The sequence below is a fragment of the Polaribacter sejongensis genome (assembly GCF_038024065.1).
In the GTDB taxonomy this organism is placed as follows: domain Bacteria; phylum Bacteroidota; class Bacteroidia; order Flavobacteriales; family Flavobacteriaceae; genus Polaribacter; species Polaribacter sejongensis.
This window is the reverse complement of sequence record NZ_CP150667.1, coordinates 2,300,929-2,319,073: the sequence shown is the minus strand read 5'-3', so window position 1 is coordinate 2,319,073 and position 18,145 is coordinate 2,300,929. Positions and strand designations below refer to the sequence as shown.

The following is an 18,145-nucleotide window of genomic DNA, read 5'->3' as shown; positions in this document are numbered from 1 at the left end:
ATATACTTTCAAATTTTTTGAAAAATGAAGAAAATTATAATACTGAGTTTAATTTCTATGTTTTACATAGGATGTGAAAAAAAATCAGAAAAAAGAACCCAAGAAGAACCGTTAAATATCATTTTTATGATTGGTGACGGTATGGGACTTGCCCAAATTTCTACTGCTTTTTATTTTGGAAAAGAAACGCCTAATTTTGAGCAATTTAAAAATATTGGTTTTATAAAAACACCAAGTACAAGTCATACAATTACAGATTCTGCGGCTGGTGCTACTGCTTTTTCAACAGGAGAAAAAACATATAAAAGAGCAATTGGTATGTCTAAAGACAGTTTGCCTTTGCCTACAATTTTAGAAACTTTACAAAAAGAAGACTATCAAACTGGTTTTGTAACTTTAACACCAATCACACATGCAACTCCTGCTTCTTTTTATGCACATGTAAAAGATAGAGACTTACATGAAGATATCGCTTTAGATTTAGTAAAATCTAATGTAGATTTTTTTGCTGGTGGAGGTTTAAAATACTTAAAACGTAGAACTGATAAAAAAGATTTATATACAGAGTTAATTGCAAAAAACTACAAATTAGATTCTGTGAGTTTATCAAAATTTGATGTAAACAAAAAGAACGGATATTTACTAGCTGAAGAAGGTTTACCATCTAAAACAGAGGGTAGAAAAAGTTTTTTACAAGATGCAACTCAATTAGGTTTAGATTATTTTACTAAGAAAGGAAAACCATTCTTTTTTATGATAGAAGGTTCTTATATAGATTGGGGAGGGCATGCAATGGATGCAGAATTATTAAAACAAGAAGTCTTAGATTTTGACAAAACAATTGGTTTGGTTTTAAGATACATAAAAAAACACCCAAACACACTTTTAGTGGTTACTGCAGATCATGAAACAGGAGGTGTTAGTATTGGTAAATCCTATATGATTGATGAAGAAACCGGGGAGAAATCTGAAGAAGTAGATAATGTTTCTATCAATTTTAACAACGATCAACATAGTGGAACTTTAATTCCGGTTTTTGCAAAAGGGAAAGGTTCAGAAAATTTTCAGGGCATTTATGAAAATAATGAAATTTACCATAAAATGTTTAAAGCAATCAATAATAAATAACTTAAAATGACACTAAATATAAAAACTTTATTCCTTGTAATTACAGTCTTTTTGGGAGTAAAAAATACAAGTATTGCTCAAAATACTGCAATTATTCACTCTCACAACGATTACAATCAATCAGTACCTTTTTGGAATGCTTTTGCAAATGGAGCAACTTCTTTTGAAGCAGATATTTTTCTAAAAGACAACAATTTGTATGTTGCTCATGATTATGAAGACATTACTGTATCAAAAACATTAGAAGCTTTATATCTAAATCCATTAGAAACTGTTTTTAATATGGAGTACAAAAAGGAAGAACAATTAATCCTTTTGATTGATATTAAATCTGATGCTGTTAAAACCTTAGACAAACTTATAGAGGTTCTAAAAAAACATACTTATATAATTAACAATAAGCAGATTAAAATTGTTATTTCCGGAAACAGACCAAAAGCTAAAGATTATGTCAATTATCCTGATTTTATCTTTTTTGATTATCAAGAATTAGAAACTTCTGTTTCATCAGAAATTTGGAAAAAAATTGCTATGGTTAGTTTAAATTTTAAACAATTTTCTGAATGGAATGGAAAAGGAAGGTTAACACATGATGATGAAAATCGTATTGTAGAGGTTTTAGAAAAAGCAAATAAAACGAATAAACCTTTTCGTTTTTGGGGAAGTCCAGATTCTAAAAGAGCATGGAGAACTTTATCTGAAATGGGAGTTGCAATCATAAATACAGATCATCCTTTTAAATGTGTTAATTATTTTAAATCTTTACCAAGCAGATTGGTAACTGCAACTACTTTTTCTAAAGTTTACAAACCAAGCTTTAACAATGATCAAAAAGACTTACCTGTTAAAAATATTATTTTATTAATTGGAGATGGAAATGGTTTGGCTCAAATTTCATCAACAGCACTTGCAAATAATGGCGAATTAACTTTAACTCAATTAAAAAGTATTGGTTTTATAAAAACACAAGCTGCAGACGATTTTACAACAGATTCAGCTGCTGCAGGTACTGCTTTAGCAACCGGAGTTAAAACAAACAACAGAGCAATTGGTACAGGTGTAAACGGAGAGCCTTTAAAAAATATTACAGAAATTTTAAGCGAACAAGGTTTTTCTACAGCATGTATTACTACAGATAATATTTTAGGAGCAACACCTGCGTCATTTTACGCACATGCGAAAGATAGGTCTGATGATTCTGTAATTTCTAAAGATTTAATCAATAGTAAACTAAATCTTTTTATTGGAGGTGGGGCTTCTACTTTTAAAAAGACAAACCTTACTGATAACTTTAAAATAGTTTCATCTTTTAATGATTTAAAAAATACTACGGATGACAAAGTAGGTTTTTTTATGTCTGAACACGGTATGAAATGGATTTCAGAAGGAAGAGGTAATGTTTTAGTTGATGCTACTAAAACGGGGCTTGATTTTTTAAGGAAAAAGGAGAAGCCTTTCTTTCTAATGATTGAAGCTGCAAAGATAGATCACGCAGGTCATTCTAATGATACTGCAGGAATTTTAGCAGAATCGATAGATTTTGATAAAGCAATTACAGAAGCTTTAATATTTGCAGATAACAACCCAGAAACCTTAGTTATTATAACTGCAGACCACGAAACATCTGGTTTTAGCATTCCGCAAGGTGATGTAAAAACACATCAAATAGAAGGTTATTTTGCTTCTTATGATCACACAGCAATTATGGTTCCTATTTTTGCTTACGGAGCTAAGTCAAACGAGTTTCAGGGAGTTTATGAAAATAATGAAGTGTTTTCTAAAATTCTTAAAGTTTTAAAATAAATAAAAGGAATAGCAAATCTATTGTATAAACTGCTTAATAGTAACCTTTATGCAAAATAGGTTGTTATATAATTATATAAAGCTATAGGTGTACAAAAAAATACATTTATAGCTTTATTCATGATTCATTTTTATTCAAAAATTATATTTTTTCTTCCAATGAATCAGCCCTTTTGATAATCAGTCTTTTATCATAAATTTTATAGATATCAATCCAATTTTGAATATTCTAAATTCCTTGCTTTATGTGTACAGTTTGTCATTTTAGACAGGGTGAAAGATTATATAAGGTTTGTCAGTTGTTATTTTATTAAGGTTATGACAGTTTATAAATAATAGGTGTGCAACCTATTAAAAATAAAAAATCATCTAAAAATTGCTTTTTAGATGATTTCCGTTATTTCTAAAAGTTTGTAATTTCTACAAACAATCTTTTATCATTTTTACAGCTTGTTCTGCAGTAATATCTCTTTGTGGAGTTCCAAACATTTCGTAACCAACCATAAATTTCTTTACAGAAGCGCTTCTTAATAATGGTGGATAAAAACTCATGTGAAAATGCCAATGTTTGTTTTCATTTCCATCTGTTGGCGCTTGATGAATTCCGCTAGAATATGGAAAAGAAGTATTAAAAATCTTGTCGTATGCTTTTGTCAATACAGAAATTGCTTCTCCGTATTGTAACGTTTCTGCTTCTGTCATTTCTAAGATGTTAGACAAAGGTCTTTTAGGAACAATCATGGCTTCGAATGGCCAAATTGCCCAAAAAGGAACTAAAACTACAAAACCATCATTTTCAAAAATAATACGTTCTTGTTTTTCTAATTCTTGCGCTAAATAATCACCCAATAAACTACTGTTGTTGTTATTGTAATAATTTAATTGTTGAGTATTTTTTTTATCAACTTCGTTTGGTAAAGAAGACTGACTCCAGATTTGTCCGTGAGGGTGTGGATTACTACAACCCATTACAGCTCCTTTGTTTTCAAATATTTGAACATAGTTGATATTTGGCTTTTCAGCTAATTCTTTAAATTCTCTTTGCCATGCAAAAACAACTTTCTGAATTTCTGTTGCAGACATATCTGCCAAACTTTTTGAGTGATCTGGGCTAAAGCAAATTACCTTGCAAATACCAGTTTCACTTTGTGCTTTTAAAAGTCCGTCGTTTACGTTAAACGTTGGCGAATCATTTTGTAAAGCAGCAAAATCGTTTGTAAAAACAAAAACGTCTTTATAATCTGGGTTTACTTCTCCGTTAATTCTTGTGTTTCCTGCACATAAATAACAAGATTCGTCATGTGTTGGTCTTTTTTCATTATTAACCTCTTCATTTTGTCCTTGCCAAGGTCTTTTTGCTCTATGAGGTGAAACTAACACCCATTCTCCTGTAAGAATATTAAATCGCTTGTGCGAATAATCTTGTAAATTTGTATTGCTCATTTTCTTGTGTTGTAATTATTGTTTTACGATATGTGTACCTTCAGAAAGTTCAATAAAATACACTGAACATTCATTATTAAATTCATTTTTATAGGCTTCAGAAGCCGTTTCTGCGAAAGATTTTGCTTCGCTTTTATCAATTAAATTAATGGTGCAGCCACCAAAACCACCACCCATCATTCTTGCTCCAAGAACGTGTTTGTTTTTCTTAGCTTGTGCAACTAAAAAGTCTAATTCATCGCAACTTACTTTGTATTGATTAGATAAACCTTCGTGAGATTGGTAAATTAAAGAACCTAACAATTCTAAATCATTGTCTTCAATAGCTTTTGCAGCTTTTATAGTTCTATTATTTTCTTGAATAACAAATAAGGCTTTTTGATAATTTGCAGGTGTCACTTTATCTGCAATAGTTTCTAAATCTGCTTCTGTAGCGTCTCTTAACGCCTTTATATTTAACAATTCAGATACGCTTTCGCAAGCAGAACGTCTGTCGTTATATGCACTGTCGGATAAACTATGTTTAACGTTGGTGTTTATCAACATTAATTGATGGTTTTCGAAATCTATTTTATAAGGCTTAGATTCTACGGTTCTACAATCTAAATGCAGTGCATGGTCTTTAATACCAAACATACTTGCGTATTGATCCATAATTCCGCAGTTTACACCCACATAATTATGTTCTGCTTTTTGCGATATTAAAATCATTTCGTGCTTGGTTAAGCCTAAATCAAACAATTCATTTAAACCAAAAACAACACTATTTTCTAAAGCAGCAGAAGAAGACATACCGGCTCCACCAGGAATATTTCCTTTAAAGATGATATTAAAATTACCTATCACTTTATTTTTATTCTGTATTTCTGCTACAACACCAAAAACATAGTTTTCCCAACTTCCTTCTTTGGATGGTTTAATTTTATCTAATTCAAATTTTATAGTACTGTCTAAATCTAAAGCGATGGCTGTAGAGCTGTCAGCATCAGTTTTTTGAATAGCAGCAGCAATACCTTTATTTACAGCTGCAGGAAATACAAAACCATCATTATAATCTGTATGTTCTCCAATAATATTGATTCTACCTGGAGAAAAAATTAATAGAGGTTCCGTTTTAAATTCTTTGATGAATGTCTCTTTAACATCCTTAATTAGTGTTGCACTCATAATCTGCTTCGTTAATTGTTAATTATGTTTATTTTCCAAACAATGGAATATTTTTCATTAGGGTTTAATGTTTGTAATCCTATTTTATTATTAAAACTATTAGAAACACCCGTGGTAGGCTCAATAGCTATGGTATTTAATCTAGGAGGCGTATATGCTTGTAAAAAATTACCAGTACCGGATGATTGAAAGTTTAATTGATATTTAGGAGTGTTAAACGCAACTTTGTCAGAATTTAAACCCCAACAATCATCTAATTGTTTTTTCTCGATATCTAAATGTATCATAGAATTTACAGTCTCAGACCCAGTAGTAATATTACGGTCTCCAATAATTAATTGTTGATCACAATCAAAATTTAGAGAACTTTCTGCTAAATTATCACTGCTAAAATACGGGTGCCACCCTAAAGTAAACGGAAAAGGTTTAGCGTCGGTATTTCTTACAGTAACAGATAAATCTAGTCCATCATTTGTAAAAGTATAAGTAACTACAATTGTGTATGTATACGGAAAACCATTATTTCGAATGTTTTCATTATACTCTACAGTTATTCTTGCAGTAGTTGCAGATGTTTCTTTATCAATTACTTTAAACGTTTTATTGTATACAAAACCATGTAATGCATTTTGCTCTTCTTCTTGGTTTTTTTCTAATTGAAAATCTTCACCATTAAAAGAGTATTGTCCGTCTTTAATTCTATTTGCAAACGGAAATAAAATAGAAGAGGCAAACGTAGAATCGTATGTTAATGGAGTTAAATCTTGAATAATGGCATTTCCTCCCAAAGTTAGTTCTTGCAAACTTGCTCCGTCATTTAGGTGAATTTTACCAAAAACCGTGTTTTCAGTATTTCTTACTTCTAAAATATTTGTTTCTGTGTTATGGTTTATAGTATACAATGTGTTGTTATATTGAGTTTCTAATAATTAATTTATTCGGATTTTCTATTTTCCCTTGTTCTTTGTTCAAAATCATTTTTGCCAACCTTTTACCCATTTCGTTAAAATCTGTAGTAATGGTGGTAATGCCTCCTTCAACAATTTCTTTTAATAATGTATCGTTATAAGAAATAACGCCAATGTCATTTACTAAAGTCATATTCTGACTTTTCATTTTCTTGATAATTCTTAGTAAACTGATATCATCTAGCAATACGTAAAGTTCATTTTTTATTAAAGGAGCTTCTTTTACAGTGCTTAAAATTTCAAAAGGCATAGCACTTTGTTCGCAGAATTGTGTAAACCCTTTAAGAATGCCTTTGGGTTGTTTTTCTTCTGAAAATATAAGATTAATTTTATTATATTTTGAAACAAATCCTAAAGCCTTAGTTAGGTTTTCGTAGATAGATTTTTCAAAATTTTGATAGATGGATGGATATGCTGCCAAATCTTCTGGCACCTGATCTAAAATGTAGACCTTATCATCGGGTAATAATTGAATGCTCTTGCTGGTGTTTTCTAAATTTGCAGGCATAATTACATAATAATTGTAACTACCAGCATTGTCTTTTATTAGTTTTTTAAAAATAGCTTCATTAAAATGATGAAAGAAAATATCTACCTGAACTGTATCTTCTAAGTTTTCTAAAAAAGAATTATACAAATCTTCTTTAAATGAATTTAACTCATCAAAAAGTAAAAATATTTTTTGATGTACATTAATGTCTTCACTTAAAACATAATATCCTTTACCTACAATAGATTCTATAATACCTCTGTTCTTTAACTCATTAAAGGCCATTAAAACGGTATCTCTAGAAAGCTTATTATTGTTTTTAATAGTGTTAATAGAAGGCAATTGATCTCCTTTTTTTAACAAACCATTTTCTATAGCACTTTCTATAGCGTTAATGATTTGCTTATATTTAGGAATGCCTATTTCTTTTTTAACTTCTATCATAATTAATTACAAATATATACTTTTTTAGACACAAAACCTACCCGACCCTACTAGTTTGATAAAAATGTACTGAGAGACACATTTCTTTGGGCTTACAGATACATTTTCTGAAATTATATACATATATTTGACTTGTATAAATAATTAACTAAAACAAAAATAATAATTATGAAAGCAGGTTTTGAAATGTGGGACTATATAGTCTTCATAGCGTATGCCATTTTAATTTTAGGTGTAGGTTTATGGGTTTCTCGAGATAAAAAAGGACACCAAAAAAATGCAGAAGATTACTTCTTGGCAAGTAAATCTTTGCCTTGGTGGGCAATTGGTACTTCTTTAATTGCTGCAAATATTTCTGCAGAGCAATTTATAGGAATGTCTGGTTCTGGTTTTGCCTTGGGTATTGCAATTGCTTCTTATGAATGGATGGCAGCCTTAACTTTAATAATTGTTGGTAAATATTTCTTACCTATTTTTATAGAAAAAGGATTATATACAATTCCAGAATTTGTTGAAAAACGTTTTTCTACCAACCTTAAAACAATCTTAGCTGTATTTTGGTTAGGTTTATACATATTTGTTAATCTTGCTTCTGTTTTATATTTAGGAGGTTTGGCTATTGAAACCATTATGGGAGTAGATATGATGTATGCAATTATTGGTTTGGCGTTATTTGCAGCTGCATACTCTTTATATGGAGGTTTATCTGCGGTAGCTTAGACAGATGTTATACAAGTAGTATTTTTAGTGTTAGGTGGTTTGGTTACTACTTACTTAGCTTTAAATACGGTTTCTGGAGGAGAAGGAATGTTAGCTGGTTTTTCTAAAGTATTAGATGCGGCACCAGAAAAGTTTCATATGATATTGGATGAATCTAATGATAACTATGTAAACTTACCTGGTATTTGGGTATTAGTTGGTGGTTTATGGGTTGCAAACTTATATTATTGGGGATTCAACCAATATATTATTCAAAGAACTTTAGCTGCTAAATCTTTAAAAGAATCTCAAAAAGGGATTTTATTAGCAGCATTTTTAAAATTGATTATTCCTTTAATTGTTGTAATTCCTGGTATTGCAGCGTATGTAATGGTAAACGATCCAGCTATTATGGCTAATTTAGGAGAAGTAGGTATGTTAAATGTGCCTTCTGCCGAACAAGCTGATAAAGCATATCCTTGGTTACTACAATTTTTACCTACAGGTCTTAAAGGTGTTGCTTTTGCTGCTTTAGCTGCTGCAATTGTATCTTCTTTAGCTTCGATGTTAAATTCTACATCTACCATTTTTACAATGGATATTTATAAGCAATACATCAACAAAAATGCAGATGATAAAACAACGGTAAATGTGGGGAGAATTTCTGCAGCTGTTGCTTTAATAATTGCTGTTATTGTAGCGCCACTTTTAGGGGGTATCGATCAAGCATTTCAATTTATTCAAGAATACACAGGTATTGTAAGTCCAGGTATTTTAGCGGTATTTATCTTAGGTTTATTTTATAAGAAAACAACTAATAATGCAGCTATTTGGGGTGCAATTTTATCTATTCCAATTGCATTAGCATTGAAATTTATTCCAATAGCAGTATTCGAACCTTGGATGCATCAAATGGGAATTACAGCTGTCTTAACGCTTATTATCATTATGGTTATGAGTAATATTCAAAACAAAGGGAAAGATGATCCTAAAGGGATTGATTTCGGAACAGATTTATTTAAAACAACTCCGTTGTTTAACTTAGGTTCTATTGTCGTTTGTATTTTAGTAACTGTACTATATTGTTTATTCTGGTAGGAATTACCAAATAGTTTATAAAAAAAATCGTCTAAAGAAATTTAGACGATTTTTTTTACCCAATTTTTTAGGTTTTAGAATTGATAGCTTGTAAAGAAAGTAAGACACTGAAACATGTTCAGTGTGGCACGACAAGGTTGAATTCTTTTATTCAGTATTTTTTATACTCTTAACTTTTTTTAAGTGCTATTTCTTCAAAATCATCGCTTTTTTCGGCAGAGTCAAACAAATATTGAGCTTCTGCAGGTGGCATGGTTAGTTTTCGTTTTGTTAAATCTATCCAAGCTCCATATACTTTTATAATTGCTGATAACTCTCCTGCCTCATTAAAAACCTGATGTGTAATTTTCCAACGTTCACCATTTTTAGATAAACCAGAAAGTTTAAAATCTACAGAGATATTTTCTCCTAAATGGATTTCTTTTCTAAAAGAAGTTTCTTCTGTAAATAAAATAGGGCCAAGGTTGTGTTTTGTAAACTCTTCTATAGAGAAATTTTGATCTCTAAAATATCGTACTCTTACTTCTGCTGCATAGTCATTATATGCTGTGTGACGCATGTGTCTGTTTGGGTCAAAGTCAGACCATTTTGTGTGAAATGTTACTTTAAAACTCATGTTAGCTTTTTTTTGAAACAAAAAACCTGATAACATTAGACAATATTATCAGGCTTGTTGTTATTTAATATTTGGTAATTATTGTTTTACTATTTCGCTTTTAGTGTTCATTTTTAATTCACTTAAAACGTTTATAGCTTCAAAAACATAGACATCTTTCGATAAATTTTTATGCCATGCCAATCGTTTATCTGCTAGTGCTGTGTCTTTTTTAATTAATGAAAGTTCGTAAGTTGGAGAGTTAAATGTTAGATCTGATTTATAATCAAAAACAGATTTGAATTTCTCTGCATCTTTTTCATTGGCTACATTTATTTCTTCAAATTGTTTATAGTTTAAAGAGTAAGAATTATCATCTTGCTTTTGCTTTAACCATTTTGCATATTCGTTTATCAACTTAAATTTAGAATCTGTAGCAATTCTTTGTTTACTATTATTAACTACATCATTAAAATTTTGGTAAGAATTTGTTTGCACATAATCTGCCTGCTTTACTTTGTCCCAAACCAATGCGCCATCTAAATCTCTTTCGCCAAATTTCATATAACTATATCTGTCTGGCATTGCAATATCTGAATACACACCTTCAATTTGAGTAGAACCACCATTAACTCTATAGAATTTTTGAATGGTCATTTTTAGAGCTCCTAAATCTTTATCGTATTTTGTAAACTGATTAATAGGTAACACACTTTGCACGGTTCCTTTTCCGTAGGTTTGGTTACCGCCCATAATTACCGCTCTTTTATAATCTTGCATTGCTGCAGCAAAAATTTCTGATGCAGAAGCAGAAAACTCATTTACAAGAACAACTACTGCTCCTTCCCATTGAATTTCTGGATCAATATCTTTTTTAATAATTGGATCTTCACCTCTGTATTTTACTTGTACAATTGGACCTTCATTAATAAACAATCCACTAATTTCAATGGCTGTTTTTAAAGAACCACCTCCATTATTTCTTAAATCTACAATTAAGCCAGTAACACCTTCACTTTTTAAGCGTTCTATTTCTTGCTCCATGTCTTTTGCAGAATCTCTATAACTTTCCTCATTAAAATCGATATAGAACTTAGGTAAATCTATAATCCCGAATTTTTTACCGTCTTTTTCTACAATACTAGATTTTACAAAAGTTTCTTCTAGCTCTACAACATCTCTAGTAATAGAAATTACTTTGGTTGTACCATCTAATTTTTTCTTAACGGTTAATTTAACTTCAGTACCTTTTTTTCCTTTGATGAATTTTATAGCATCGTCTAAACGCATTCCTACAATATCTAAAGGTTCTTTGCTTCCTTGGGCAACTTCTAAAATAACATCACCAGGCTCTAAACTTCCTTCTTTCCATGCAGGACCTCCAGAAACCAATTCAAAAATTTCGGTATAAATTCCTTTTTTTACTAAACGTGCTCCAATTCCTTCTAATTTACCAGACATATCTTGGTCAAAACGTTCTTTAATACTTGGAGCCATGTAGGTTGTGTGTGGGTCAAAAGCACCAACAACACTGTTTAAAAAAGTAGAAAACCAATCTTCATGTTCTAATTCTTCAATTCTAACATATAAATCGTCCATGTTTTTAAGAACTTCTGCGCGTGCCTCTTTTTCAAGTTCATCAAAACTTTTTGTTTTGTGATTTTTATCTTTAAGTACGTCAGCCTTTTGTTTGTCTAATTTATCTTGAATTCTAATAAGAGTACTTAATTTTAGTTGCTTACGCCAGTAGTCTATTAATTCGTTTTCATTTTTAGCAAAAGGAAGTTCCTCATAATTTACATCAATGGTTTCCGTTTTGTTAAAGTTAAAAGGTTGTTTTAACAAATCTCCATAATATGATTTTGCATTTTTAATTTTACTTGTAAATCGTTCATAAACCAAATTATAGAAAGAGACATCTTCTTTTAAAAGTTGATTATCGATTTCATATTTGAATTTAGAAAAATCTTTCATATCCTTTTGGGTGAAATACCTTTTACTTGGGTCTAAACCATCAATAAATTCGGTATACACATATTCAGAAAAATCATCATTCATGTCTTTTACAACAAAATGACTTCTGGTTAAAATATTTCTAAGAATGTAAACTAAAATTTTATCTTTTTCAGGATCTGAATTGGTATCCGTATTAGCAGCTTGAGTTTGCAAGCTAGTTGCAAATAGAAGTATTGCTAATAAAAATGTGGTGATTTTATATTTTGTTTTCATATTTAGTTCTGTCGTTGTTTTAATTCTAAAATTACTCTTTTTGCTTTGCTAAACTACTAAAATAATGCCAAAATTATTTACTAGGTTCTAGACTTATTTGTTTTTTGCTGTTTTTGTTTAAGCATTAAATTATGCTTTTTTCTTTCAATTTATACTTTTAAACTTCAAGAACAGCTTTCTTTCTTACAATATTACGCAAAAAAGAGAAATTGTATTCTTTACAAAATGTTAAAAAGGAATCGTATAAAATCAATTATATTTGCTTAAAATAATTTAGAATTTAAAGTTCAATTTTTAAATTGAAAACTACCTTTAACTTTGAATTCTAAATTTTGAACTTTAAACAATGATGATGCAAAACAAACCATTAATTTTAATTACAAATGATGATGGAATTACAGCTCCTGGTTTAAGAGCTTTAATTAGAATAATGAATAAAATTGGTGAAGTTGTTGTGGTGGCTCCCGATAGTCCGCAAAGCGGAATGGGGCATGCAATTACAGTTGATAATGTTTTAACATGCAATGCCATAACTATAGATGATGGTCCACAATTAGAATATACCTGTTCTGGTACGCCTGCAGATTGTGTAAAAATGGCGGTGAATGAAATTTTAAATAGAAAACCAGATTTATGTGTTTCTGGTATTAACCATGGTTCTAATGCCTCTATTAGTGTTATTTATTCGGGTACTATGAGTGCTGCAATAGAAGCGGGAATAGAAGGAATACCTGCCATAGGTTTTTCATTATTAGATTTTAAATGGCATGCAGATTTTAAACAATCTGAAGAATATATAAAAAAGATTACTTTAAATGCGTTGCTAAACGGAATTCCGGAAGGCGTTGTTTTAAATGTAAATATTCCGAAGTTAAAAAAGGAAGAAATAAAGGGTGTTAAAATTTGTAGACAAGCAAATGGGTATTGGAAAGAAATTTTTGATAAACGAAAAAACCCAATGGGTAAAGAATATTACTGGCTTTCTGGTGAGTTTATTAATAAAGATAAAGGTCAAGATACAGATTTGTACGCATTAGAAAATGGTTATGTTTCTGTAGTTCCTGTTCAGTTTGATATGACTGCACATCACATGATTCAAAAATTAAACGCTTGGGAACTGTAAAAAAACATATTTTAATAGGCGTATTGGTTTCATTATTTGCCACTTTTGGAGGTATATTTTTATATTTAGAATATATTTCGAAATTTGGATTTTACGAAACCATCGATTTAATTAAACAAGGAGAATTATACGGAAAAGTATTGTCTTTGGCTGCAATTCCTAATTTATTTGTGTTCTTTATTTTTATTAAAAAGAAACAAGACAACAAAGCAAAAGGAGTTTTATTGGCAACCATTTTAATTGCATTAACTACTTTAGTTTTAAAGTTTTTCTAACAAAGATAATGTCTCCTCGAGCGCAGTCGAGAGGTTTAATAAGGTCTCGACTGCGCTCGACCAAACAAGTAAAAACTTATGAAATATTACATAATTGCTGGTGAAGCTTCAGGAGATTTACATGGATCTAACCTAATGAAAGCATTGTATAAAGAAGATGCAAATGCAGACATTCGGTTTTGGGGTGGAGATTTAATGCAAAATGTTGGCGGAACTTTGGTAAGTCATTATAAAGAAAGAGCTTTTATGGGCTTTTTTGAAGTTATTATGAACCTTTCTAAAGTATTGGGTTTTATTAAATTTTGTAAAAAAGATATCGCTCAATTTAAACCAGATGTGCTTATTTTGATTGATAATTCGGGGTTTAATTTACGCGTTGCAAAATGGGCAAAAGAACAAGGTTTTAAAACCAATTATTATATTTCTCCGCAAGTTTGGGCAAGTAGAGCAAGCAGAGTAAAAGATATTAAAAGAGATATCGATAAAATGTTTGTTATTCTTCCTTTCGAAAAGGAGTTTTACGCAAAATATGATTATAATGTCGAATTTGTTGGGCATCCTTTAATTGATGGAATTGCTGAGAGAAAACAAGTAAAAGAAGCTGCTTTTAGAAAAGAATATAACTTAACAGATAAACCTATTATTGCGTTGTTACCGGGAAGTAGAAAGCAAGAAATTACAAAAATGCTCTCTGTAATGTTGTCTTTAATTGATGATTTTTCTGAATATCAACTTGTAATTGCTGGGGCTCCAAGTCAAGATTTTAGTTTTTATCAAAGTATTATTGGTCATCGTAAAGTGTCTTTTATCAACAATAAAACGTACGATTTGTTAAGTATTTCTTATGCTGCAATTGTAGGGTCTGGTACCGCAACTTTAGAAACCGCTTTGTTTAAAGTGCCGCAAGTGGTTTGTTATAAAGGAGGAACTATTTCTTATCAGATTGCAAAAAGAATTATCACTTTGAAGTTTATTTCTTTGGTAAATTTAATCATGGATAGAGAAGTGGTTAAGGAATTAATTCAGAATGATTTTAATAAGAAGAATTTAAAAACCGAATTGACTAAGATTTTAGATGATACCTATCGAGAAAAACTATTTTTAGAATATTTTGAATTAGAGAAAAAATTAGGTGGAAAAGGAGCTTCAGAAAAAGTGGCAAAACAAATTGTAAGTGATTTAAAATAAGAAGGTAATTAGTTTTAAGTTTCATGAATTATAATAATAAAAAGTTTAAAGTTGTTCAAAACGCTGATAATGGACAAACTTCAAAAGAAACCATTTTTACATACAAGCAAAAAGGTGCTATTTTAACGTCTGAATATAAAGGCGGACAAATAGTAAAAGGTCATTTAATAGGTCTTGTAGATGAGTATGGAAATATAGAAATGCGTTATCATCAAGTGAATCTTAAAGGAGAATTAATGACAGGTATTTGTTACTCTAAACCTGAAATTGCTGCTAATGGAAAAATTACTCTTTATGAAAATTGGACATGGACTTCTGGTGATAAAACAAGTGGAACTTCTGTTTTAGAAGAAGTTTAATGAAAGTACAAATGATACGTAAAAGAATATTTAATATGAAGAAATGGAGTTTTTTAATAGTTGTAATTTCTTTATTATTAAGTTCTTGCGCATCCACTAAAACGGTTGTTAAAAAGACACCAAAACCAATTACTAAGGCGGATAAAATAGTAGCAAATGCCTTAGAGTATAAAGGTGTTCGTTATAAATTTGGAGGAACTACCAATAGAGGGATGGATTGCTCTGGAGTGATATATGTTGCCTTTGGAAGCGAAAATGTACAATTGCCAAGAATCTCTAGAGATATGGCAAAGAGAGGTGATAAAATTGCTTTAAGTAAAGTTAAAAAAGGTGATTTATTGTTCTTTAAAACTAGTAAAAACAGACGAGGAAATATCAATCATGTTGGCCTAGTGGTTTCCCACTCTAAAGGACAAATTAAGTTTGTACACGCCACTACTTCTAGAGGTGTAATTGTTTCTACACTATCCGAAAAATACTGGAAAAATGCTTTCGTAAAAGCAACAACAATCTTGTAATTAATAGTTAACGTTTTTTTTAGTAACTTTAACTTGCTATGAAAAGGTTGTACAATTACATACCCTTGCACTTTGTTGTGCTTGTAATTATTGGAATTTATTTCCAGTTTTTTACTCAATTTTGGACTTTTAGTTTTCTTAGAACCACGATTTTTTTGCTAGGTTTAACTGTTTTATTCTTTCTGATAAAACATAAGGTTTTAAGAACATGTACTGCTTTTATTTTATTCTTTGGTATCGGTGTTTCGGCTGTTTATGTGAGTGATGACAGAAATTACGATTCGTATTATCAGCATCATTTAAAAGATAATTCTAAGGTTGTTTTACATATTCATAAAATATTAAAACCTGGGAATTATTACCAAAAATATGAGGCTGTAATTGTTCAGGTTGATGATCTGAAAACTAGAGGAACAATACTTTTAAATGTTAAGAATGATAGTAGTGCAAATTCGTTGCAAATTGATGATCAGTTATTCTTAAAACCTACTTTAAAAGAGCTAATTCCGCCTTTAAATCCGCATCAGTTTAATTACAAATCTTATTTAGCAAAACAAGGTATTCATCATCAATTATTTGTGGATACAAATCAGTTTTTAAAGCTTCGTTCTCAGTCAACCTCTTTGTTTGGTTTATCAGCTATCTTTAGAAATAAAATTCAGGAAGCGTTACATAAATACAATTTTAAGAAAAATGAATTAGCGGTTATAAATGCGCTATTATTAGGGCAGCGACAAGATATTTCTAAAGAATTGATTGTAGATTATCAAAGAGCAGGTGCAATCCATATTTTGGCAGTTTCTGGCTTACACGTTGGTGTTATTCTGTGGATTTTATCTTTCGTTTTTAAACCTGTTGAAAGAATTAAGTACGGGAAATTTATAAAAACACTCATCATTGTTTCATTACTTTGGATGTTTGCCTTTATCGCAGGTCTTTCGGCGTCGGTAGTTAGAGCTGTTACTATGTTTACTTTTTTAGCCATCGGATTGTCTTTTCAAAGAAAAAATGTCGTGGAGTTTTCTTTTATTTCTTCCATGTTTTTTTTATTGTTGATAAAACCTATGTTTTTGTTTGATGTTGGTTTTCAACTCAGTTATTTAGCAGTTTTTGGTATTCTTTGGGTACAACCTAAGTTATTTGAAGTTTACAATCCTAGGTTTATTCTTTATAAGAAGATTTGGCAATTATTCACTGTTTCAATAGCAGCTCAAATAGGAATTTTGCCTTTAAGTATTTATTATTTTCAACAATTTCCGGGATTATTTTTAGCATCGAATCTTGTGATTATTCCTTTTTTAGGGGCAATTTTAATAGGAGGGATTTTAGTTATTATTACATCACTTTTAAATATTCTACCTCAGGTTTTAGCAAATATATATGGAATGATTATTTCTTGGATGAATGATTTTGTAAGTTGGGTTTCTCATCAAGAAGAATTCTTGTTTAAGGAAATTTCCATTTCATTTATTGCTATGTTGTTTTGGTATATATTCTTGTTTTTAGGAGTTTCTTTTTTTATCAAAAAATCACCTAAAAATTTGATTTACTTTTTAGTTTCAATACTATTTCTACAAACTATTTTTCTGATTGAAACGAAAGAAAATAAATCGAAAGAAGAGTTGATTGTATTTCATAAAAGTAGGTTTTCTATCATAGGAAAAAGAGTAGGTGAGCAGCTCTTTTTACAACACGATTTAGATAGTGTAAGGTTGAAAAATGAAAATAGTATTAAAACATATCAAATTACAGAAGGTATTGATGAGGTTAAAGAAATCAATTTTAAGAACTTTCTTCAATTTTCTAAAAAGGATATTTTACTGATTGATAGTTTGGGAGTTTATACCATTTCCGGAATGGTGAAACCAATTGTTGTATTGCAATATTCGCCAAAAATAAATTTATCAAGATTGATAAAAACTATAAAACCATCACAAATTATTGCAGATGGTTCTAATTATAAGAGTAGTGTAATTCGTTGGGAAGAAACTTGTTTAAAATATCAAATCCCATTTCATTATACAGGTCAAAATGGAGCATTTATCATTGATTAAACAAGACTTGTAAATATTTGTGTCTTAAAAGGGTATTATTTCAAATTACTTTTAAAATCAGTATTAAAGTCTTCCCATTTCTTAGTTTTGTACAATTCTTCAGAAAAATAGACCAATACTTTTTCCATAATTTCTTTATCTAAATAACCAGGAATTCTATCTAATAATTCTACTTCTTCCGATAAAAATAAAGTAGTAGGGTACGATAATTGACCATCCATTAAAGAAGCTGCAAGCTGGTGGTAACCACGTCTGCCTTCTTTTTGAAATTTAAATGTATGATCATTAAAAACGATATCCTCTTTGCCTTCACCATCTAGTTTAACAGCATAAAAGTTTTTATTTATATAATCGCCAATGGTTTTGTTAGAGTAAGTGTTTAGGTCCATTTTTTTACAATAGCCACACCAATCTGTATAAATATCAACTAAAATAGGTTTTGGGTTTTCTTTGTTTAACTCAAGAGCCTCTTCAAAACTAAGCCATTTAACATTTTCTTGCGCATTTGTATTTGTATAAAATAACGAAATCGCAAAAAGTAGAATAAGTTTCTTCATAGTGAAT

15 protein-coding genes and 1 pseudogene are annotated in these 18,145 nt (G+C 30.1%); 9 read left to right on the top strand and 7 right to left on the bottom strand.

The features are described 5' to 3' along the window. Positions 1-24: 24 nt before the first annotated feature. Together WHD08_RS09690 and WHD08_RS09685 are read left to right on the top strand one after the other, a co-directional pair. The gene (locus WHD08_RS09690; RefSeq protein WP_165733810.1) at positions 25-1,128 is read left to right on the top strand and encodes an alkaline phosphatase; all 1,104 of its coding nucleotides are present in this window, start codon (positions 25-27) and stop codon (positions 1,126-1,128) included. A 6-nt stretch (positions 1,129-1,134) separates the two neighbouring features. Further along, positions 1,135-2,931, top strand: coding sequence for an alkaline phosphatase (locus tag WHD08_RS09685; RefSeq protein ID WP_208890975.1), 1,797 nt, complete (start codon positions 1,135-1,137; stop codon positions 2,929-2,931). Between the two features lie 420 nt (positions 2,932-3,351). Here WHD08_RS09685 and WHD08_RS09680 read toward each other — a convergent pair whose 3' ends face one another. From WHD08_RS09680 to WHD08_RS09665, 4 genes are read right to left on the bottom strand one after another with little or no spacing between them, the layout of a single operon-like run. After that, positions 3,352-4,374, bottom strand: a complete 1,023-nt coding sequence (locus WHD08_RS09680) for a UDP-glucose--hexose-1-phosphate uridylyltransferase (RefSeq protein WP_208890976.1) — start codon at positions 4,372-4,374, stop codon at positions 3,352-3,354. 15 nt (positions 4,375-4,389) lie between these two features. Beyond that, positions 4,390-5,541: a galactokinase gene (galK, locus tag WHD08_RS09675; RefSeq protein WP_208890977.1), complete on the bottom strand. Its 1,152-nt coding sequence runs from the start codon at positions 5,539-5,541 to the stop codon at positions 4,390-4,392. A gap of 11 nt (positions 5,542-5,552) precedes the next feature. Next, complete coding sequence (locus tag WHD08_RS09670) at positions 5,553-6,443, bottom strand: aldose 1-epimerase (protein WP_208890978.1); 891 nt, start codon at positions 6,441-6,443, stop codon at positions 5,553-5,555. 7 nt (positions 6,444-6,450) lie between these two features. Next, the gene (locus WHD08_RS09665) at positions 6,451-7,443 is read right to left on the bottom strand and encodes a GntR family transcriptional regulator (RefSeq protein WP_208890979.1); all 993 of its coding nucleotides are present in this window, start codon (positions 7,441-7,443) and stop codon (positions 6,451-6,453) included. A gap of 168 nt (positions 7,444-7,611) precedes the next feature. Here WHD08_RS09665 and WHD08_RS09660 point away from each other — a divergent pair. Then, positions 7,612-9,240 (top strand): annotated as a pseudogene (locus WHD08_RS09660) (sodium/sugar symporter). A gap of 169 nt (positions 9,241-9,409) precedes the next feature. Here the strand turns inward: WHD08_RS09660 and WHD08_RS09655 are convergent. Together WHD08_RS09655 and WHD08_RS09650 are read right to left on the bottom strand one after the other, a co-directional pair. Beyond that, the gene (locus WHD08_RS09655) at positions 9,410-9,856 is read right to left on the bottom strand and encodes an acyl-CoA thioesterase (RefSeq protein WP_165733803.1); all 447 of its coding nucleotides are present in this window, start codon (positions 9,854-9,856) and stop codon (positions 9,410-9,412) included. A gap of 78 nt (positions 9,857-9,934) precedes the next feature. Continuing rightward, positions 9,935-12,064 carry a carboxy terminal-processing peptidase gene (locus WHD08_RS09650; RefSeq protein ID WP_208890981.1) on the bottom strand — a complete coding sequence of 710 codons (2,130 nt, stop codon included), beginning with the start codon at positions 12,062-12,064 and terminating at the stop codon, positions 9,935-9,937. Between the two features lie 352 nt (positions 12,065-12,416). Here WHD08_RS09650 and surE point away from each other — a divergent pair, with 352 nt between their 5' ends. From surE to WHD08_RS09620, 6 genes are all read left to right on the top strand, one after another. Further along, on the top strand, positions 12,417-13,187 hold the full coding sequence (surE, locus tag WHD08_RS09645; protein ID WP_208891205.1) for a 5'/3'-nucleotidase SurE: 771 nt from the start codon (positions 12,417-12,419) through the stop codon (positions 13,185-13,187). Beyond that, a complete protein-coding gene (locus WHD08_RS09640) occupies positions 13,175-13,462 on the top strand; it encodes a hypothetical protein (protein ID WP_208890982.1) in 288 nt (95 codons plus the stop codon). Before surE ends, WHD08_RS09640 begins: the two co-directional genes overlap by 13 nt. A 78-nt stretch (positions 13,463-13,540) precedes the next feature. Next, on the top strand, positions 13,541-14,650 hold the full coding sequence (lpxB, locus tag WHD08_RS09635) for a lipid-A-disaccharide synthase (protein ID WP_208890983.1): 1,110 nt from the start codon (positions 13,541-13,543) through the stop codon (positions 14,648-14,650). Between the two features lie 23 nt (positions 14,651-14,673). After that, the gene (locus WHD08_RS09630) at positions 14,674-15,009 is read left to right on the top strand and encodes a n-acetylglutamate synthase (protein ID WP_208890984.1); all 336 of its coding nucleotides are present in this window, start codon (positions 14,674-14,676) and stop codon (positions 15,007-15,009) included. Positions 15,010-15,020: 11 nt separating this feature from the next. Continuing rightward, on the top strand, positions 15,021-15,527 hold the full coding sequence (locus tag WHD08_RS09625; RefSeq protein WP_340832380.1) for a C40 family peptidase: 507 nt from the start codon (positions 15,021-15,023) through the stop codon (positions 15,525-15,527). 155 nt (positions 15,528-15,682) lie between these two features. Beyond that, entirely contained in the window at positions 15,683-17,581 is a 1,899-nt protein-coding gene (locus WHD08_RS09620) for a ComEC/Rec2 family competence protein (RefSeq protein ID WP_244183331.1), read from the top strand. A 35-nt stretch (positions 17,582-17,616) separates the two neighbouring features. On the opposite strand, the gene WHD08_RS09615 is transcribed toward WHD08_RS09620, so the two are convergent. Continuing rightward, positions 17,617-18,138 carry a thioredoxin family protein gene (locus WHD08_RS09615; RefSeq protein WP_208890987.1) on the bottom strand — a complete coding sequence of 174 codons (522 nt, stop codon included), beginning with the start codon at positions 18,136-18,138 and terminating at the stop codon, positions 17,617-17,619. Positions 18,139-18,145: the final 7 nt, after the last annotated feature.